General features: G+C 34.9%; 16 protein-coding genes and 2 pseudogenes. 8 read left to right on the top strand and 10 right to left on the bottom strand.

The window, feature by feature from the left end; genetic code table 11:
• Positions 1–429: 429 nt before the first annotated feature.
• On the bottom strand, positions 430–1,944 hold the full coding sequence (locus MOC86_RS21595; protein ID WP_268586041.1) for a class I adenylate-forming enzyme family protein: 1,515 nt from the start codon (positions 1,942–1,944) through the stop codon (positions 430–432).
• A 690-nt stretch (positions 1,945–2,634) separates the two neighbouring features.
• Here MOC86_RS21595 and MOC86_RS21590 point away from each other — a divergent pair.
• A complete protein-coding gene (locus MOC86_RS21590; RefSeq protein ID WP_268586040.1) occupies positions 2,635–4,026 on the top strand; it encodes an amino acid permease in 1,392 nt (463 codons plus the stop codon).
• Between the two features lie 60 nt (positions 4,027–4,086).
• Positions 4,087–5,403, top strand: a complete 1,317-nt coding sequence (locus tag MOC86_RS21585) for an APC family permease (protein ID WP_268586039.1) — start codon at positions 4,087–4,089, stop codon at positions 5,401–5,403.
• A 29-nt stretch (positions 5,404–5,432) separates the two neighbouring features.
• Here MOC86_RS21585 and cls read toward each other — a convergent pair whose 3' ends face one another.
• On the bottom strand, positions 5,433–6,929 hold the full coding sequence (cls, locus tag MOC86_RS21580; protein WP_268586038.1) for a cardiolipin synthase: 1,497 nt from the start codon (positions 6,927–6,929) through the stop codon (positions 5,433–5,435).
• A 161-nt stretch (positions 6,930–7,090) separates the two neighbouring features.
• Here cls and MOC86_RS21575 point away from each other — a divergent pair, with 161 nt between their 5' ends.
• The 3 genes from MOC86_RS21575 to MOC86_RS21565 all read left to right on the top strand — a co-directional run bounded on the left by MOC86_RS21575 (position 7,091) and on the right by MOC86_RS21565 (position 9,923).
• The gene (locus MOC86_RS21575) at positions 7,091–7,756 is read left to right on the top strand and encodes a hypothetical protein (RefSeq protein ID WP_268586037.1); all 666 of its coding nucleotides are present in this window, start codon (positions 7,091–7,093) and stop codon (positions 7,754–7,756) included.
• A 66-nt stretch (positions 7,757–7,822) separates the two neighbouring features.
• Positions 7,823–8,512: a response regulator transcription factor gene (locus MOC86_RS21570; protein ID WP_268586036.1), complete on the top strand. Its 690-nt coding sequence runs from the start codon at positions 7,823–7,825 to the stop codon at positions 8,510–8,512.
• Entirely contained in the window at positions 8,493–9,923 is a 1,431-nt protein-coding gene (locus tag MOC86_RS21565) for a HAMP domain-containing sensor histidine kinase (protein ID WP_268586035.1), read from the top strand. The genes MOC86_RS21570 and MOC86_RS21565 overlap by 20 nt, the downstream gene beginning before the upstream one ends.
• A gap of 618 nt (positions 9,924–10,541) precedes the next feature.
• Here MOC86_RS21565 and MOC86_RS21560 read toward each other — a convergent pair.
• Complete coding sequence (locus MOC86_RS21560; protein ID WP_268586033.1) at positions 10,542–11,621, bottom strand: M14 family metallopeptidase; 1,080 nt, start codon at positions 11,619–11,621, stop codon at positions 10,542–10,544.
• A gap of 266 nt (positions 11,622–11,887) precedes the next feature.
• On the opposite strand from MOC86_RS21560, the gene MOC86_RS21555 reads away from it, so the two are divergent.
• Positions 11,888–12,328, top strand: a complete 441-nt coding sequence (locus MOC86_RS21555) for a NucA/NucB deoxyribonuclease domain-containing protein (protein ID WP_019392648.1) — start codon at positions 11,888–11,890, stop codon at positions 12,326–12,328.
• A 32-nt stretch (positions 12,329–12,360) separates the two neighbouring features.
• Complete coding sequence (comJ, locus tag MOC86_RS21550) at positions 12,361–12,771, top strand: competence protein ComJ (protein WP_268586032.1); 411 nt, start codon at positions 12,361–12,363, stop codon at positions 12,769–12,771.
• Between the two features lie 129 nt (positions 12,772–12,900).
• Here comJ and MOC86_RS21545 read toward each other — a convergent pair whose 3' ends face one another.
• From MOC86_RS21545 to pfkA, 5 genes and pseudogenes are all read right to left on the bottom strand, one after another.
• Positions 12,901–13,671 carry an SDR family NAD(P)-dependent oxidoreductase gene (locus tag MOC86_RS21545; protein ID WP_268586121.1) on the bottom strand — a complete coding sequence of 257 codons (771 nt, stop codon included), beginning with the start codon at positions 13,669–13,671 and terminating at the stop codon, positions 12,901–12,903.
• A gap of 56 nt (positions 13,672–13,727) precedes the next feature.
• Positions 13,728–14,511: pseudogene (locus MOC86_RS21540) on the bottom strand (SDR family oxidoreductase).
• A 500-nt stretch (positions 14,512–15,011) separates the two neighbouring features.
• Entirely contained in the window at positions 15,012–15,464 is a 453-nt protein-coding gene (gene rpiB / locus MOC86_RS21535; protein ID WP_268586031.1) for a ribose 5-phosphate isomerase B, read from the bottom strand.
• Positions 15,465–15,521: 57 nt separating this feature from the next.
• Positions 15,522–15,638 (bottom strand): GapA-binding peptide SR1P, encoded by a 117-nt coding sequence (locus MOC86_RS21530; RefSeq protein ID WP_268586030.1) that lies wholly within the window; start codon positions 15,636–15,638, stop codon positions 15,522–15,524.
• Positions 15,639–15,857: 219 nt separating this feature from the next.
• On the bottom strand, positions 15,858–16,841 hold the full coding sequence (pfkA, locus tag MOC86_RS21525; RefSeq protein ID WP_268586029.1) for a 6-phosphofructokinase: 984 nt from the start codon (positions 16,839–16,841) through the stop codon (positions 15,858–15,860).
• 311 nt (positions 16,842–17,152) lie between these two features.
• Between pfkA and tpx the strand changes: the two genes are divergently transcribed.
• A complete protein-coding gene (gene tpx, locus MOC86_RS21520) occupies positions 17,153–17,653 on the top strand; it encodes a thiol peroxidase (protein ID WP_268586028.1) in 501 nt (166 codons plus the stop codon).
• Positions 17,654–18,130: 477 nt separating this feature from the next.
• On the opposite strand, the gene MOC86_RS21515 is transcribed toward tpx, so the two are convergent.
• Positions 18,131–18,841: a FadR/GntR family transcriptional regulator gene (locus tag MOC86_RS21515; RefSeq protein ID WP_268586027.1), complete on the bottom strand. Its 711-nt coding sequence runs from the start codon at positions 18,839–18,841 to the stop codon at positions 18,131–18,133.
• Positions 18,842–19,195: 354 nt separating this feature from the next.
• A pseudogene (locus MOC86_RS21510) lies at positions 19,196–19,607 on the bottom strand (gluconate permease); the annotation flags it as partial.

Below are 19,607 nucleotides of genomic sequence, written 5' to 3'. Positions count from 1 at the left end.
AATTTTCTTTTGATTCAACTTATGATCGAGAGTAACTTCCCAAAACTAGAAACAATGAAAGCCCTACCTCTCTTTCATGCTTACGGCTCCTAGGCCGTGCCTGCTACGAACAAAGTCTTGAGTTTCTTTTTAGTCGGAATTAAATTACTCGTCGCATGTGAGATGTTCATATTCTCGCTATTAGAAAAAAATTTCTTATAGCTTTGTTTCTTCTCACTTTTTAGATATAATGTTCCAGTTATATTTAACGTAGTCATACGATTTATTTACCCTCGAATATTTAATAGTGTGTTTAAGCTCCGTTTCTCTTATTAAAAAGAGAAATAAACATGTATTAAACTGCTTAAAAAAGAGTCAGCAATATATTAATATACACCTATAAATCACTTATGTCAACAAAAAAACGAGCATTTCTGCTCGATTTTTTTGTTAAGCATATTGTTTGCGGTCACGCAGTACGTTTTTCAATACTTTCCCTACAGGGTTTTTCGGAAGGCTCTCTACAAACTCAACTGCTGGAATTTTGTAGTCAGACAAGCGTCCTTTACAATAAGAAAGAACATCCTCTTCACTAAGCGGTGAACCTGGTTGTTTAACAATGAAAGCTTTTGGTACTTCACCAAATGTTTCATCTTTCATCCCAACAACGGCCGCTTCTCGAACTCCTTTAATTGATGTTAATACTTCCTCAACTCCATCTGGATAGATGTTTTCGCCTCCATATACAATAACATCTTTATAGCGTCCCATAATATATAAGAAACCATCTTCATCAATCATCCCAGCGTCTCCCATTAGGAACCAGCCGTCTTCAAATGCTTTTTCAGTTGCTTCTTCATTTCCCCAGTAGCCTTCGAAAACATAAGGGCTTCTGATTAAAATTTCTCCAACTTCTCCATTTTCTAGAGGTTCATGTGTATCCTTATCAACAATTTTAATCTCAATGTCGTCGACCGGAAGACCAGCAGAATCTGCTTTTTCTCGTCCCATACTTGGTACATATCTTGTTAACACAAATGCTTCTGTACTTCCATAACCAGAAAGAAGCGGTACATCAATTTCTTTATATTTATCAAATAAAGAGGATGGTACCTTTGTTCCTCCTGTTTGAAGCTGTTTAAGAGATGACGCATCATAATTTCCTTTATGATATTCTTCAATCATATGATTATAAACATATGGGAAAGCCATCATTGAATTGATTTTTTGATCTTGAATGACTTCCCAAATTTGTTTTGGCTCAGATTTCATAGAGCAAACAACTGTCATTCCCATAAAAACGGCTCCAAATACGCTGATAAGAGAACTCATATGGAAAAGTGGATGAACCGCAAGAAAACGAGCTCCTTCACCTGTATTTTTCCATTTTGAAACATCGCCACTTTCAAAATAGCTTGTATACGTTTTATGAATAATTTCACAAATTTTAGGTTTTCCTGTTGTTCCTGATGTGAATAAGAAAAGAGCTGGATCTTCTGGATTCACCACAACATTTGGCTCATCCGTTGAATAGCTTTTTAAAAATTGTTGGAATCCTTCTAAGCTTTCATCTTGAGCCATTACAGATTTAAAAATAACATCCCCCTTTTCTTCAATAAGAGGGGCCATCACATTTGCAAATTTCTCATCATAAAGCACAAGTGTAGCTTTGGCAGAATCAATTACATTTTCCATTTCTAAGGTTGTTGACTCACTGTTTGTTGGAATAGCAATAGCTCCTACTTTAAATGATGCAAAAAGGGCTACAGGATAAAATAAGGTATTTTCAAGAAGCAGAGCGACTCTGTCTCCTTTTTGGACCCCTTTTTCCTTCATATAATGAGCAAGTCTGTTTACTTCTTCATTGTATTGTTTAAATGTATAACGGTGTTTTCGGTCCACTAAACCTTCAAAGTTTGGTATTTCAATAGATCTTTCTACTAAGTAAGAATGAATGGTCTTCATAGCTTTACACACTCCTAAGCTAATGATTTTGTTTTTTATTTTTTGTTCACTTTATTAACTTTATCATAAAGTGAATTCTTTATAAAGTGATGTAGATCAAAAAAGGACAAAGGACTTAGGAACGGAAAATTCCAGAAAAAGAACCCGCCTCTTTTAGAGTGTGGATTGTAAGCATTTTTATGTTTTTTTAAAACTGGAAACTATTTTCTTTTTAACAACCAGTCGTTCTATTATATAGAAGCATTTATTAATGAAAAATATGACAAATTCCCTATTCTAAAATAGAGATTTTCTCCCCCACATTCATTTTCAGTTCTTTTGCTCGTGTAAAAATAAAATCTGTTACAAATTTAAAAAAAGTACCTTTTCTCTCTTTTCCTACCGAAATCGTTTAATGCATATATTCATCCATGTTAGGTAATGTTGAAAAATAGATGTAAATTTGTAGCTGTCTAGTGGATTTTCAAAACGGATTCTTTCATATATAAAAAAGAATACATCCAAGAAAATTATATAAAAAAAGATTCTTTCATTTAAGATCTGTTTATCGTTTCTTTTTGCCGCCCAAAACCCTTCATACTCTGTTCTAAAACCTTCTCTTGACGCTGATACAAAACGACAATATACTACATAAAGCAATTCATGTTTCAAAAAGACAATTTCATATCGAAGAAAGGGTGATTTTTATTTATGAATAGTATCTTTCGGAAGAAAACGATAGAAGCTCTTTTAGCTCAAAGCACACAAAAAGATTTAAAAAGAACACTTAGCGTGTTAGATCTTATCTTCCTTGGTGTTGGTTGTGTGATTGGCACAGGCATCTTTGTGATTACAGGTGTTGTTGCAGCAACAAGCGCTGGCCCTGCTCTCATTTTATCTTTTGTTATTGCTGGAATCGCTTGTGCTCTTGCTGCCTTCTGCTACGCAGAGTTTTCTTCTTCCGTTCCTGTCTCAGGTAGCGTATATACCTATACATATGCTACGCTTGGCGAGTTTTTCGCTTTCTTAATTGGATGGGATTTGATGCTCGAGTATGTACTGGCAATGGCAGCTGTTTCTACAGGATGGTCCTCTTATTTTCAATCTTTCCTAACAGGTTTTGGTCTCCATTTTCCGACAGCGCTTGGATCTGCTCCTTTAAGCGGGCAAGGTGGGATTATAAACTTACCTGCTGTGATCATCATTCTTTTAATTACAGCCCTTGTTAGCTATGGAGTAAAAGAAAGCGTTCGATTTAACAACGTAATGGTAATTTTAAAAATCGTTGTGATTTTAGCTTTTATTGTGACTGGAATTGGGTATGTTAAACCTGAAAACTGGTCTCCTTTTATGCCTTTTGGGATTAGCGGAGTCATCACAAGTGCTGCAACTGTCTTTTTTGCTTACCTCGGATTTGATGCTATTGCAACAGCATCTGAAGAAGTAAAGCGTCCACAGCGTGATATGCCAATTGGAATTATTGGATCTCTTGTTGTATGTACAGTGTTATATATTACTGTATCTGCCGTCTTAACAGGAATTGTTCCATACACAAAGCTGAATGTAGATGCTCCTGTCTCATTTGCTCTTTCCTTTGTTGGACAAGACAAGATTGCCGGTTTTATTTCCGTTGGCGCTGTTATTGGAATGGTTACCGTTATTTTAGCTCTTATTTATGCACAAGTTCGTTTGTCATTTGTAATGAGTCGTGATGGTCTTCTACCGAAGCCTTTATCGCGTTTAAATAAAAAACGTCAAACGCCATTTTTAAATACGTGGATTACAGGATTTATTGGCGCAGGAATTTCTGGTTTTCTTGATTTAACAACGCTTGCCCATCTTGTTAATATGGGAACTCTTGCCGCATTTACGCTTGTTTCCATTGCTATTATCATTTTGCGCAAGAAATTTCCAGATGTTAAGTCTACTTTTCGCGTTCCATTCGTTCCAGTTGTTCCTCTATTAAGCGCCCTATTTTGTATTTATTTATCACTAAGCTTACCGGGAATTACGTGGATTTCATTTATCATTTGGATTGCTGCTGGAGCTGTTGTTTACTTCTTATATGGGAAAAAACATAGCAATTTAAATGTCAAATCATAATTTTCAAACTGGAGAACGCTTTTTCTTTCAAAAAGCGTTCTCTTCCTTAGGAGTGCATCTATGAATTCACAAAATCAAGAATTAAAAAAAGAAGTTGGTTTATTTTTCGCATTATCTATTGTTGTTGGTACGATTATTGGCTCTGGTGTATTTATGAAGCCAGGCACTGTTTTAACATACTCGGGTTCTGCAAACATGGCTCTACTCGCCTGGTTTCTTGGCGGAATTTTAACACTTGCTGGTGGCTTAACAGTTGCTGAAATTGGCTCGCAAATTCCAAAGACAGGTGGTTTATATACATATATTGAAGAAGTATACGGTGAACTTTGGGGCTTTTTATGTGGATGGGTTCAAACCATTGTTTACGGTCCTGCTGTAATCGGTGCGCTTGGATTGTATTTTGGTTCCTTGCTTACAAATCTTTTTTCATGGAATTCAGCATTAGAAAGTGTTGTTGGAGTTATAACAGTTGTTTTTTTATGTATTGTAAATATTGTTGGTACAAAATATGGAGGCTTTGTTCAAACGCTCACAACAGTCGGAAAATTAGTTCCTATCGTATTTATTATTGTTTTTGGATTATGGAAAGGCAACGAAAATATTGGTTCAACTGTTGACAGCGCGCTTACGGATATGAACTTAGGAGCTGCTATTTTAGCTACGCTTTTTGCTTATGATGGGTGGATTCTCCTTGCTTCAATGGGAGGAGAAATGAAAAACCCCGCAAAACTTCTGCCGCGAGCAATGACAGCTGGCCTTCTTATTGTGACCGCATGTTACCTTTTTGTGAATATTGCACTTCTTCATGTGTTACCAGCTACAGAGATTGTAAAGCTTGGTGAAAATGCAACAGGCACGGCAGCTACGATGCTTTTTGGAGATATCGGAGGAAAAATCATTAGTATCGGCATTATCGTTTCGATTTTTGGATGTTTGAATGGAAAAATTTTAACATTCCCGCGTGTAACATTTGCAATGGCAGAACGTGGACAGCTTCCATTTTCCAAAAGTATAGCTAAAATTCATCCTTCCTTTCAAACTCCTTGGATTTCCGTTCTACTGCAGATGATTTTAGCTTCTATTGTCATGTTTGCTAGCAACCCAGATAAGCTATCAGATCTTGCTGTTTTTACTATTTATATGTTTTATATGCTCGCTTTCTTCGCTGTTTTTATACTGCGTAAGAAGAATAAGAAGAAACGGGAATATAGCGTACCTCTTTATCCTATATTACCAATCATTGCGATTATAGGTTCGCTTTTTGTATTAATTAGTACTCTTATGACAAAACCTTTATCATGTCTGCTTTCTATTGGTGTCACTATTATTGGGCTTCCGATATATTACGCTATCAAGAAAAAAAGACAAAGAATATAAAAAAGAAAGAGGAGCTCCTCTTTCTTTTTTTATATTACCGGAGAAAACAAACGCGCAAATGATTCCTTCAATCTTTTTAACAAAGAACGATGTCTATACGCTTGTTTTTCTACTTTATGGCTATCCTTTATATCTTCATAAAAATTGTGAATAAGCTGTTGAATTGTTTTACTATGAAGTAAAAATACGTTGATTTCAAAATTAAGCTGAAGACTTCTAATATCTACATTTGCTGTGCCAACAGAGGCAATTTTGTCATCAACAATAAGAATTTTATGATGCATAAATCCTTTTTCATATTGATATATATTTATATTTTCGTTTAACATCTCTCCAAAATAAGAGTTTGTTCCATACTGAGTTAAAAAACCATCATTTTTACGCGGTACCATAATTTTAATATCTACTCCACGAACAGCCGCAATTTTCAGTGCCGTACGAATATCCTTGTTTGGGACAAAATATGGAGTTGCAATAATAATAGATTCCTTTGCTGATGTTACCATTGCGTGATACAAATCACTCATTACACTTTGACTTGAATCAGGACCGCTTGTTACAACTTGTATGCCACCATCCCCATTTTGTAATTCTTTTGCTTTATACTTAGAAAATGGAAGCTCTTCTCCTGTTATATAAAACCAATCTGATAAAAAAGCAGCTTGAAGAGTTTGCACAACCTCTCCTTTTACTTTCAGATGGGTATCACGCCAAAATGAAAATCTCTTTCCTTCTCCTATATACTCATCTCCAATATTCATTCCGCCTACAAATCCTACTTTCCCATCAATTACAATGATTTTACGATGATTTCGAAAATTAAGCTTTTGATTAAAAAAACTTCGACGAAGCGGCAAGAAGCCATGTACACGCACACCACATTCTCTCATCTTATTAATCGTCCTTCTTGAAAGAGAACTGCCGATATAGTCGTGATAAACAAGGACTTCACACCCGTTTTTAGCTTTTTCACAAAGAATGTCGATAATACTCATCCCAACTTTGTCATCTCTCAACGTATAGTATCCAAGGTGAATATACTCCCGAGCTTTCCTTAGCTCTTCTCGAATAGCTGGAAAAGTCTCATCTCCATTTTTCAACACTTCTGTTTGAGAATAGCAGCTTAGAGGGTGTTGACTTAGCGTTTCCACTAAATCTGCAAACGATTTTTCTTTTTCATTGAATCCTTGTGATAGCTCAGACGGTCTGCAGTGAATCATTTTCTTCATCATCTCAATATGTTTTTCTCGCTTTCTTTTAAACAAATGCCCTTTTACTTCAAGCTGTCCAGAATAAATAAAAAAAACATATCCCACAAGAGGGAAAAAGATAATAGCATACATCCAAAGAAGCGTTTTGTAAGGAGAACGATTTTCAAGCATAATCCCCCCACAAATGGAAAGCACAATAATTATGTAGATTAGACCAAATACAATTTTTATATTTAACGAATAGTTTGTTGCCACCACAACTATAAAAGAAACGATCATACCTAGAAAAAATAAAAACTGTCGAATTTTTTTCATATTTTTCTTCCTCTCTATAAACGCCACTTCGTATTGTTACCATAGCCTATTATGTACTTTTTCAAACTGAGAGAATATGACTTTTTAGCTTAGGACATCTTCTTGACATATTTCTAAGATAAAGTAAAAGAAACGCTTACGAGAAATAAGGAGGAGATAACATGACATCCGTATGGAACGAATCACTTGAAAACCATTCAAACAAACATCGTTATGATCAAGAAACGCTAATTCAGGACCCTGTCCATTCTCATATACAAGCCTTTTTAGAAAGATGGAAAAGAAACAGAGCTAAAAAAGATCAAGCTCTTTTACAGCATGCACGAGTTAAAAAACTAATGAGACAGGCTAAAAAACTCGGTATATCAACAGAAAAGCGAACATTCACCCAGCTTCGCAATCAGATTCGTCACAAACATCTATATCAAAAAGCACAAAATGCCGGTATTGAAACAAGCGGAAAAAGCAAAAATGAAATTTCTCATCGTCTTTATGCTCTTCATTTAGAAACTGAAGCACAAAAAGTAGGAATCTCGCCTGAAAATCTAGATTTTCTAACTCTTTCAAAATTAGTGCGCCAACAAATGATCCTACAAGAAGCGAGTGAGCTTCGTATTTCAGTAGAAGAAAAACCATTAGAAACTCTTGAAGAAGAAATTCGATGTCAAAAAATAAAGCGCGCAGCTATTCTCCTTGACATAAATGTTGAAAATAAAAACGAACGTGAACTTTTAAAAGAAATTGTAAGAAGGCATCCACATAAATTAAAAGAGCTTGATTTATTTCCTCGAAGTTGTGCGAGAGTCTTTTTTCCATATCATGAATAAGTAAAGCTATTCTCAAGCTTTACTTATTCGCTATAATAGAAGTAGACTTTCAAGGAAGTGAGAATCATGCAAAAAATTTTAATTGTAGAAGATGAACAAACGATAAGCCGAATTCTTTCCGTTTATTTAAAGAAAGCCGGTTACAGTATTGAACAAGCCTTCACAGGGCAAGAAGCTTTTGATAAATTTGACGAGCAAATTTTTCAGCTCGTTTTATTAGACGTGATGCTCCCTGATTATGACGGATGGCACATTTTAAAAGAAATACGCGCCAAAAGCGCTACACCTGTCATTATGTTAACAGCACTAAGCGATGTGCAATATCGTCTATCAGGTCTTAATGGAGGTGCAGACGATTATATTTCAAAACCTTTTGTAGCTGATGAAGTTGTTGCGAGAGTTCAAGCCGTTTTACGTCGCTCTGTTGGTACGCTTAATAGCGAAGACAGCCAATATTTTGGTAATTTAAAACTAGACTTTAAATCACATACAGTAACGTTAAATGGAGTCTCTGTGGAACTAACGAGAAGAGATTTATCTTTACTTTTTTTCCTTGCTCAACATCCTAACCAAACATTTACAAGAGATCAGCTTATTGATCAAGTATGGGGGATAGATTACGAAGGAAGTGACAGAGCCGTTGATTTATCTGTTAAGCGTCTTCGTCGAGCATTAGAAAACTGGAACACTGATGAAGGAGAAATTAAGACACTACGAGGATTGGGGTATCAATTTTGTGTATACACAACAAGCTAAACGCTCATCGCTTCTTCGCTATTGGACAACTCGTTATGCTTTAACACTCGTTATTGGTCTTGCTATTATCTTGATTATGAGCGTTCTGTGGATTCGTCATTCAACACTTGAAAATAATTTAAATCTAAACAAATATATGGCAGAAGAAATTGCGGATCGGATGGAAAACAGCGTTGCAAATGATATCGATGGCCCTCTGAAAATCTTTCCTAATATTTTGGAGGATCGCAGCAAAATTCTTAATTCCAAGAAAGAACCTTCTCTTTACATTGTCAATGAAAATGGAAAAGTCATTTTCTCAAATGTTCGTTCACCTGGAGTTATAAACAGCTTTGTGTCATCGTCTTTTTTTAGCAGTAAAGATACGGTTAAAAAGTTTCGTCTTAATTCTCCTCCATACGATATCTATGTTGTAAAATCAGCTATTGAAATGGAAAATGGAGAAAAAGGATGGGTTCTTGTTGTTCAGCCTGAAAAAGAATTAACCGAAGTTCACCAAGAATATAGTCTTTTACTTATTATGATTATTAGCCTTGGACTTCTAGGCTGGGGGGCTATTTACTTTTTATCACGAAAGTTAACCTCCCCTATTCAAGATGTGTCGAAAGCAGCCAAACGTATTGAAGCAGGACTTTATGACGTAAATTTATCTGAGAACGTACCACAGCAGGAAATGTATGAGCTTATTCACTCTTTTAAAGAAATGGCCCAAAAGCTTGAACGTCTTGAGTCTTTGCGTGCTGAACTTCTTGCAGGTGTAACTCATGAATTAAAAACGCCCGTCACTTCAATAAGTGGGCTTCTTCAAGCTGTTAAAGACGATGTTGTAACAGGAGAAGAAGCAAAAGAGTTTCTAGACATTTCTGTAAAGGAAACAAGTAAACTTCAAAATATGATTGGAGATTTGTTAGATTTTAATGCTTTTACAGCTCAAGCTATTCCTATTAACATTGAAACTCACGATGCTCTTGATTTAGTTAAAGAAATCACGTATCAATGGCATCTTGCGCAAGGAAATGAAGCTCTTTCATATGATATCAATGCAACCAACAAATCTATACTTGTTGATGTAGATCCAATGCGCTTTCAACAAATTATGACCAATCTTTTAAACAATGCTAAACATGCGATGAAGGAAAACGGTCATATTACAATAGAGTGTTCAGAAAGCTTAACACAACTACTTATTACAGTTACAAATAACGGACCTCCTATTTCTGAAGAAGAACAACCTTTTATATTTGATCGATTTTTTAGAGGAGAAAAGAAAAAATACGAAGTCCGTGGATTAGGGCTTGGTCTTCCCTTTAGTCAAATGTTAGCACGAGCTATGAATGGAGACTTATTTTTACAAGCTTCCTCTAATGAAGGAACATCGTTTACAATTACACTCCCCCTTCATACAGATTAAATTCAAAAAAGCCATGATTCTCATCATGGCTTTTTTACGATTATGTTTTATTTTTATTTTTTGTCTTACTTTCTTTTTTTAGAATGTGATAATAGGTGAATCCTAAAAGAATAACACCTGAAATGCTGCATACATATTGAATAATTCTCATCGTATCCATTTTATACACCTACCTCTATTAATAGTAATTAGAATGTTCGATTCTCTCTCTTTTATACAAAAAAGGATGATAGAGGAAGTTGTGCAATTAACGATAAGTAATAAGAAAAGTACTTTTTAAAGTTCTTTTTATTTTTCTACAAATTAATAATCCGTCCATAAAAGTATAGCTAAAGGAACAGAAAAAGCGAAGTGATGATGCTAAACGTTTTTAATCAAACTTTATTTTAAAAACTAGGAGTAATTAAAGAATAGTATTTTAGGGGTACTAATAGACACAGAAGCATATTTGTTCAGAATGTGAAGATCTTTGGAGTTAATCCCCTCTTAAAAAATGAAAGGGGTTAGGTGCCTAAAAGACGACCAACCTCTTTCTCTTTCATTTCCAATAATATATTCCACACATCAGTGGGGATTCTTGGGTTATTCACTTATCGCTGGGAAGAAAATGTGATGCAGTTATTCACTTTCTTGAAGCTCCGTCTCTACAGTATGTTGTTCCGGCAGGGAGTCCCAGATACTTGTATCAGCCGTTTCAATAGAACGGTCAGCTACCGCTTCAATGGCAGCCATCATCGCTACTTCCCCTTGTTTAATTAAATACTCCTTATCTTTTTGTTCTAAAATAGCAGATCTATTTGGCGAATCAGAAAGTCCTCTATTTTCAAAAAGAAGGGTTGGAATGTCGTAACGCGCCGCAAAGTTATTTCTGGCAATGGAGGTCGACGTACTATCACTATGATAACGTGCTAAATTACTGTATTTCTTTGGCTCTATTGCTTTATACACAACAGATCCTAGTTTTTTTGAACTTTCGAGAACTTCATCCTTTACGCCGTCATTTGTCGGATAAAGCATTGCACCGGAAACAAGCTCTCCATCATCAGTAGCCCGATTCGCAATTTGATGATGAAAATCAATGGCATAATCAATGTCATACTGTTGAAGTACATTTTCGTGCAATGCCTTTGTTTCTGGTTGGGATAATGAATTATGGGTCCGGTTTAAATTAATACCATTAGCATTATTACGAGTCTGCAGCCCCCCTCTATACAAATGAGAACTATCCCAATCCACATCCCCTTCTGCACCATCAAGATTTAAGCGTGGTACAACGAGAATATTTACCTTATCAATTAAGCTTCTCACTTTCTTGCTATCGGTTGATAACTGACAAATCACTCTAAGGGCAGATTCTGTACCTAATGGTTCATTTCCATGCTGTTGGGTTAAAAATAATATTGTTGGTTTATTTGGGTCATTTAGATTATCCCCTATTTTCACAAGATGAAGTTTACGTCCTTTTACAGATTCGCCAATCTCTTCTACATTAACGTGTTCTGATTTTCGATCAACGTTCTCGAGAAATCTAGACATTTCATCGTAGTTTGTTAAACTCTCAATTTTTAAAAGTTCAGGATGTTGATTTACATCGGTCCTGTTACCATCAGCTTTAACAGAATCATAGAGTGACGGTACTACCAATAGAGATAAAGCTAATGCTGTAGCGGTTCCTGTTTTCACCATTTTTCTCATCATGTTTATCCCTCCATTTTTTAGAATACCTCTTTAATATTATTCAAAACTATAAATAGAATACCTTCCAATAATGTGAAAATTAGATAAATAACTGGTTTTATTTTTTCTTCTATTCATTTTTAGGGATGACGTGACTAAGTTCATTGATGAGTATTAGGGATTTTAATAAAATTCATTTTTTACAACCTTGTAACTGGAATTTAATATCCTTCCATTATATTAATAATTGATAATATTACTAAAACAATCAAATGGAGGGTTATTTTATGAAAAGCACCTTAAAAAAAATGGCATTAAGTACTTTAGCTCTTGGATCTCTTGTTGTTGGATCTTTTGGAATCTCATTTTCAGAGAATGAACCTAAGGCTGTAGCCTACAGTTCGTATGATGAAGTGTTAAATTTTCCTACTGAACGCTATCCGTTAACTGCCGATCATATCAGTGATGCTATAGCTGCTGGTCACCCTTCAGTTTGTACAATCGATCGTGATGGTGCAGATGCTAATCGAAAAGAATCTTTAGCAGGAATCCCAACAAAATCAGGTTACGACCGTGATGAATGGCCAATGGCCGTATGTGAAGAAGGAGGTGCTGGTGCAAGTGTAAGATATGTTCCCTCCTCTGATAATCGTGGTTCAGGAGCATGGGTCGGCAATGCCATTGAAGATTTCCCAGATGGGACTCGTGTTAAATTCATTTTAAACTAAGATTTTACTATATTGAGAGGGAGTATTATACGTTGAGGAATTCATGGCCTATAGAGGAATTAACGGTTTCTTATTCACAGCTCGTGCTATGTCATAATAGAATAAAAGAACCTTATCTGGAATGGAAAGAAGTAGATCTTAAACGGGGATATATCAGCCAAAACGGAATACTTTCCATTGAAACATTGTCTAATACAACGTGTGAAGTGAGTGTTAGAGTTATCAATGAGTATAAAACAATCAAAGAATCGGTCCGTTCCTTTTCACTTCCTTTTGAAGTGCTAGAAGATGGAATTATGATTTCAAGCGTCGGCCAAAAGGGATTATTTTTTGACATACCAAAAGGATCCTATTCTGTTCATTTTGATGCCCTTCCTCTTGAGCCTTCAAATGCTGAAGAACTCTATCGTGTAAGGTATATTTTTCAATTTAAAAGGGTTTAAAAATAATTCATTCTTATGATGATATCGTTTGATTTGCTTGCCCGTTTCTCGAAACAATACAAGATTGAAATAAAAAAGAATCTATTTTAAAATAGATTCTTTTTTATTATCTATATAATAGGAGATAGATTAAACGGATGTAGCTCCTTGTCCGCCATCTATTCTATAATAAGATCCACTCGTAAATGATGCTTTTTCTGAAGATAAAAATACCATTAAATCTGCAATTTCTTCTGCAGTTGCGTATCGATTCATAGGGACTGATGCTTCAAATGCTTTTCTTGCTTCTGCTGCCTTTTCGCCCATAGCATTCTTCTCTATACTTCTCATCATTTCTGTATTTACACCTGATGGAGCCACAGCGTTCACACGAACTCCATATTCCGCCATTTCAAGTGCAGCTGTTTTATTTAATCCGATGACAGCATGTTTAGATGCCACATATGCGCTCATTCCTGGAGCCCCTAGTAAACCACCGTTAGAAGCTGTATTAACAACTGCACCACTCTTTTGTTCTTTCATCAATTGAAGGACATATTTTAAACCAAAGAATACACCCATTACGTTAACTCCAAATACATTTTGGAAGTTTTCTTCTGTTTGCTCTGTTATATCTTTAAATTCTCCATTAATACCAGCATTATTGATGAAAACGTCAATTTTCCCATAATAATCTTTCGTCTTTTGAACATATTCCTTCACTTCATCTTCAATTGAGACGTTAGCTGTAAGTAATAAAATGTCTCTTGCATCCACAGACTCAGCTGCCTTTTCTAGTGGCTCCCGCTTCAGGTCTACTAAAGCTAATTTTGCTCCTTCTTTTGCAAATGCTTTCGCAGCAGCAATACCAATGCCACCAGCTCCTCCAGTTATTAATACTACTTTGTCTTCAAATAATATAATAATAACGCTCCTTTTTGTTCATATAATGGAATAAAGAAACAAGTCTCTTTCTTTTAATATTTATAAGATTGTCCACCATCGATTGGAATAACAACTGCGTTAATAAATCTAGATTGATCAGAGAGGAGGAATGCTACCAAATAACCCACCTCTTCTGGTTTACCAAAACGTTTCATTGGGTTTGGTTCAACAAATTGTTTCCCCACTTCTTCCCAGTTATCTTGATCAATTTGTTTTAATGAAGCTTCAACCATTGGTGTCATGATGGCGCCTGGGGCAATGGCTTTGATGCTGATTCCATATTGACCGTATTCTATTCCAGAATTTCTTGTTAAGCCGACCACACCATGTTTACTAGCCGCATAACCCGATTGATTTCCTATTCCACGAATACCACCAACAGAAGCACTATTAACAATAGAGCCAAACCCTTGTTTTCTCATGACTTTCAATACGTATTTTAAACCATAAAACACACCATTTAAGTTGATATTCACTACTTTTTGAAATTCATCAATTCCAAAATCCTCTGTCAGACTTTGTTTCCCTTCGATCCCTGCATTATTAGAGAAACCATCGATTTTTTCAAATTTCTCAACTGTTTCATTTACATACTGTTCAACTGCTTTTTCATCCGTCACGTTCGCCGTAATAAGTAATACTTCTGCATTTGGTGCATTCTAATACTTTACTTTTTGTTTCTTCTAATGAAGCAGTGTTTAAATCAACAAGCGAAAGATTTGCACCTTCTTTTGCTACCTGTAAAGCAGAGGCTCGGCCTAAACCAGATCCTGCACCTGTAATTAATATTACTTTCCCGTCAAAACGATTACTCATTTGCTTTCCCTTCCTTTACCATTAGTGTAGGAAATAATGCAGTACTTTTTAGATAACTTAAATTACCTTCATTTAAGTTATCTCGAATTAAAAATACATAGCAGTGTAAGTCATCTTTTCCTCTATTTTATTGATGTAAAATAATTTATTAGTGAACTTAGCACTTATAAATAACTTTGTTACTAATAGTAACTCTTTTAATTTATTTAATCAAATATTTTGAATTGACTATCCTTTACCTATTGTTTTAAAACACTGGATTTTTTATACTCTATTTTAAAAATTCAACCTTTCTAATGTTCTATAAACACAAAAAAATTATATTTAAGGAGAAAGCAGAAATTTATTGTCACTGAACGAGTTTGTGCTTTTTTCATTTCCTTAAACTTGTTTTATGTTAAATCAGTTTGTCCTTCGTATACAATTAAAAAAACCAGAAAAATTTAGATTTATTTCTGGTTTCAAAAGTATTTGTTTGCCGTTTTTTATTTATGAAACAATCATGCGTACAATTCTTTTTCTTCATATATCTTTACTTTATTAATACGTTTCTCATGTCTACCACCTTCAAAAGGTGTTGTTAGCCATACTTTTGCAATTTCACGTGCAAGTCCTGGACCGATAACACGTTCTCCCATTGATAATATATTTGAATCATTATGTTCTCTTGTCGCTTTAGCACTAAATAGATCATGTACAAGGGCACAACGAACTCCCATTACTTTATTTGCTGCAATACTCATCCCAATGCCAGTACCGCAAATTAAAATTCCACAATCTACTTCTCCTCTAGTCACTTTTTCTGCTACTGGAATTGCATAATCTGGATAATCAACTGACATGTTACATTCACATCCTAAATCCTCATATTCAATATTCATCTCTTTCATTAACGAGATAATTTCGTTCCGAATCGTAATACCACCATGATCAGATGCAATAGCTACCTTCATTTTCTTCCACTCCTATTCTTATATAACTGTTATAAAAGTTCATTTAAAATTACTTTTCTAAAGTACTAGCATTCTTTTTTTACAGCACTGACACGTAGTAAAAAAAACGCTTACCTTTTTATCTTCAAAATGATCAACTGTTGAATTACATTCCTGACAAATTAGTGTACCCATTTCTCATTCTCCTTTTTATATAGTAAATAACTTGTGTACTTGTCTGCCATGCTATGGTGAATGAATTCTACTTTTATTATATATTTGTATAAATATCATTAAATTAACTAAAACTCTTTTCTCAACACGGTGTGGCTTTTTTAGTTTTATTAGAAACTTTATGAGTAAGATCATAAGTGGGAACTAAGATATCATAATGAACTTTAGTTAGTTATTGAGCTATCTTAAAACTTGGCCTCCTTTGTTAAAGGTGCTAAATGTATCTAACAATCCAAGTTTTTCATGATGATCAAACCGTATATTGTTTACATTTTCAAGTTCTATGCTTATTATTTTATTTTCTTTAATACCAACCGCAAGGCCGGAATATCCCTCAGTTAACAATTCTACCGCTTTAACGCCCATCCTACTTGCTAATATCCTATCAAAAGCTGATGGACTTCCTCCCCTTTGTATAAAACCTAATACAGAAGTTCTTACACTAATCTGTAGACTTTCCTCAATATACTTTTTTAGTTCTTCGATATCATACATCTTTTCCGTAATAATAATTAAGTTGTCCTGTTTGCCACTGGTCATCTTTGAATGTATTTGTGAACAAATTGTATCGAAATCTAATTTTCTTTCTGGGATAGAGATAATTTCCCCTTCCCCAGCCAGCGCTGAATAAGTAGCTAAATCCCCACAATATCTTCCCATAACTTCAATAATTGTTGTTTTATCATGTGAAAAATCCGTATCTTTAATTTTACTAATAGAATCCAATATAGTATTTAAAGCTGTATCAAATCCTATTGAATAATCTGTATAAGCAAAGTCGTTATCGATCGTTCCAGGTATACTTATCACATTGATACCTAAATGATGTAATTTTTCTGCTCCTTTAAAGGAACCATCACCACCTATAACGACTAAAAAGGTTATACCGAATTCCTTTAGTACTCTTACAGCCTTTTTTCTTCCTTCCTCTTCCATAAACGCTAGGCATCTAGAAGTTTTTAATATAGTTCCCCCCTTATCTGCAATCCCATCAACATCAAAAGGAGTTAACCTATCAATATTTCTATCGATCAAACCTTGGTACCCACCTTTTATTCCCATTGTCTCTATATTCTTTTGTTGTGCAGCTATAACAACAGCTCGTATAGCAGCATTCATTCCTGGAGCATCTCCTCCACTTGTTAAGATGCCGAGTTTATTCATAGCTGTTCCCTCACTTTCCCGTTTCTAATAATTGAGACCTTTGTCTGTTAGGTGCTAATTCATACTAAATTTACTTCTTTCTATTTAATGATAGCGATTGCAACTTCTGGATAGAAAGTACACTTAGTTGTTAATTGTTAATTTGTATACTTGTCTACTAAGTTGACTTATATACATAGATTACTTATAATATGTGTAGATGTCAATAAATATAATTTATTCTATTTAAATTTATTATCTTTATTGTTCATCGCTAAATTTGTTAGATTACTATATTTATAATCTACATAAATCCTAAGGAGGAATTTGAAATGGCATCGATTACATTCTTAAACAAACCTGTTACGTTATTAGGGAACGAGGTAAAAGTTGGGGATACAGCACCTGATTTCACTGTTCTCAATAATGAATTAACTCCAGTAACCCTTGAGGATTCCAAAGGTAAGGTTCGCTTAATTTCAGTAGTGCCTTCTATCGACACAGGAGTTTGTGACGCTCAAACACGCCGTTTTAACGAAGATGCTTCAACTATAAGCAATGTGGAAGTTTTAACAATTAGCGTTGATCTACCATTTGCCCAAGAAAGATGGTGCGCTTCAAATGGACTTGAAAATGTACATACATTTTCCGACCATCGTACCCTCTCATTCGGTGAAGCGTATGGCGTCCATATTAAAGAATTGCGTTTATTAGCACGTGCCGTATTTGTGCTTGATTCTAATAATAAGGTTACATATGTTGAATATGTAAATGAAGCAACAGATCACCCTAACTATGAGGCAGCGATTGAAGCTGTAAAAGCAGCGCAATAAAAAGTAAGATGAAATGAATATAAATGAAAAGTTTCTTTCCTCTCAAATAGGAAGTCATACTTCCCTCCAAATATGTAAAAAGAGGTTGCCATTAGGCAACCTCTCCTCAAGAAGTCATGTGCATGGAGGTACATATCATCTCTTCAAAAATTAATTCCATTGTATAACTCCTTAATTCTAAATAAAAACTCCTAGCTCAACTATCAATCATGAGCTAGGCTCCTCTACTGTTTAGAGTATGAAGTCTCTGTTATTTTAACCTTCCTATGGCTTTTTGCTATAAATCATAAAAATCACACGATAATAGGACTGCCGATAAACATCGCCAGCCTTTAAACTTTATAACAATGCTTTGACCAGAACAAGGTCTCCGCATTGGAATTAGTAAAGTATCTCAACTCTAAGGTAGTTAATGTATACTAAAATAACTAGACACATGTTAAAGGTTCATAAAACAATCAGAAGAATCTTAGAATGTTAAGCTTTCCAATATCGCTCATACAAATTTTCCATATGGTTAGTCATTAGCTCTATTGCCTCTTTTTCATTATGATCCCCTATAGCTTTAATTAATAATTGATGTTCTTTAAAATTCACATCTCTATAGTCTGGTCGAGTAACAGTTCGATCTCGAATGAAGTGCCACATCTCTTGTTGTTTCATTGCTGTGCTAATAGCTGACATAAATTTGATAAATAAATCATTATGAGAAGCAATGGCGATTTGATTGTGTAATTTTTCATCTGTTTCAGGTACGTATACTCCAGACTTTGTTTCTTCTTCCATCTTATTTATAGTCTCTTGCAGTGCTTTAATATCGTCATCAGTAGCTCTTAATGCTGCAAACTTTACAATAAGAGGCTCAATATTCATTCTTGCCTCAACAATATCTTCTGGCGATACAGCTTCTAATATAATAGCTGAATGTTGGTCCTCGGAAGCTGATTGATGGTTTTTTACATAAACACCTTCCCCTTGACGTGAATAAATATAGCCGTTTAATTCTAAGGCACTTAAAGCCTGCCTAACTGGAGCACGACTAACCCCGAATTGCTCACAGAGTTCTCTTTCAGCAGGAAGCTTATCTCCTACTTTAAATGCCCCTGATTGGATCTCTGAAAGAACTTGTTGATAAATTTGGATATATAATTTATTACTAGAAACTCGATTAAATCTAATATTAACCACTTCTCTCCATTATTTTTTATTCATTACACTCTAAAAGTAATCACCATATCGCACTCTCTTGCTTTAAGAGGGAAGAAAATACATTAAATCGTCAATTAACTATCTCATTAAAGTTGTCTTCTTGTCTACTTAGTTAACTATATGTATATTATACAATTTTTTAGTAATTGTAAACTAGGGTTATAATAATTTTCTGCATTCAAGTTGATTTCTCTCCATTTTTAACACAAAGGAGTAAGTATACACACCACCTCTTGGAGTATTTATTATTGAATGACAGAGGGATGAGTCAATAACAATACTCCTTGTATTAAAAGAAAAGAAACCTATTGAATTTTATTCACTCTTTCATATTTAGAAAAATAAGTCTAGTAACATAATAAACCCTAATCCAACTACGGATATAATACTCGAAATAACACTGTAGGTTGCAAATGTTTCTTTCATGCTCATTCCCATATACTCTTTAACTATCCAGAATGCGGCGTCATTTACATGTGATGCCATACAACTACCAGCTCCAGTTGCAAGTGTCACTAGAACCAAGTTGACATCAGATGTTTGACTAAGAATGGGAATAATTAACCCTGCCGTTGATAAGGTTGCAACAGTACCAGACCCTAAAGCAATACGTAATAGCGCTGCCACAGTCCAGGCAAGTAAGATGGGTGAAATCGAAGATCCCTCAAATAGCTTAGCGATATAGTCTCCTACCCCTCCATCAATAAGAATTTCTTTAAACGCTCCACCCCCACCAATAATAAGA

Source organism: Priestia endophytica (genome assembly GCF_026790145.1).
GTDB lineage: Bacteria > Bacillota > Bacilli > Bacillales > Bacillaceae_H > Bacillus_I > Bacillus_I endophytica_A.
This window is presented reverse-complemented; position numbering and strand designations above follow the sequence as displayed.

What these genes read in the sequence shown, in the direction of transcription:
- MOC86_RS21590 (WP_268586040.1), top strand. Translation starts at nt 2,635, where the DNA reads ATGAATAGTATCTTTCGGAAGAAAACGATAGAAGCTCTTTTAGCTCAA.
- MOC86_RS21555 (WP_019392648.1), top strand. Translation starts at nt 11,888, where the DNA reads ATGAAAAGCACCTTAAAAAAAATGGCATTAAGTACTTTAGCTCTTGGA.
- rpiB (WP_268586031.1), bottom strand. Translation starts at nt 15,464, where the DNA reads ATGAAGGTAGCTATTGCATCTGATCATGGTGGTATTACGATTCGGAAC.
- MOC86_RS21595 (WP_268586041.1), bottom strand. Translation starts at nt 1,944, where the DNA reads ATGAAGACCATTCATTCTTACTTAGTAGAAAGATCTATTGAAATACCA.
- MOC86_RS21560 (WP_268586033.1), bottom strand. Translation starts at nt 11,621, where the DNA reads ATGATGAGAAAAATGGTGAAAACAGGAACCGCTACAGCATTAGCTTTA.
- MOC86_RS21530 (WP_268586030.1), bottom strand. Translation starts at nt 15,638, where the DNA reads ATGGGTACACTAATTTGTCAGGAATGTAATTCAACAGTTGATCATTTT.
- cls (WP_268586038.1), bottom strand. Translation starts at nt 6,929, where the DNA reads ATGAAAAAAATTCGACAGTTTTTATTTTTTCTAGGTATGATCGTTTCT.
- MOC86_RS21570 (WP_268586036.1), top strand. Translation starts at nt 7,823, where the DNA reads ATGCAAAAAATTTTAATTGTAGAAGATGAACAAACGATAAGCCGAATT.
- pfkA (WP_268586029.1), bottom strand. Translation starts at nt 16,841, where the DNA reads ATGAATAAACTCGGCATCTTAACAAGTGGAGGAGATGCTCCAGGAATG.
- tpx (WP_268586028.1), top strand. Translation starts at nt 17,153, where the DNA reads ATGGCATCGATTACATTCTTAAACAAACCTGTTACGTTATTAGGGAAC.
- MOC86_RS21585 (WP_268586039.1), top strand. Translation starts at nt 4,087, where the DNA reads ATGAATTCACAAAATCAAGAATTAAAAAAAGAAGTTGGTTTATTTTTC.
- MOC86_RS21575 (WP_268586037.1), top strand. Translation starts at nt 7,091, where the DNA reads ATGACATCCGTATGGAACGAATCACTTGAAAACCATTCAAACAAACAT.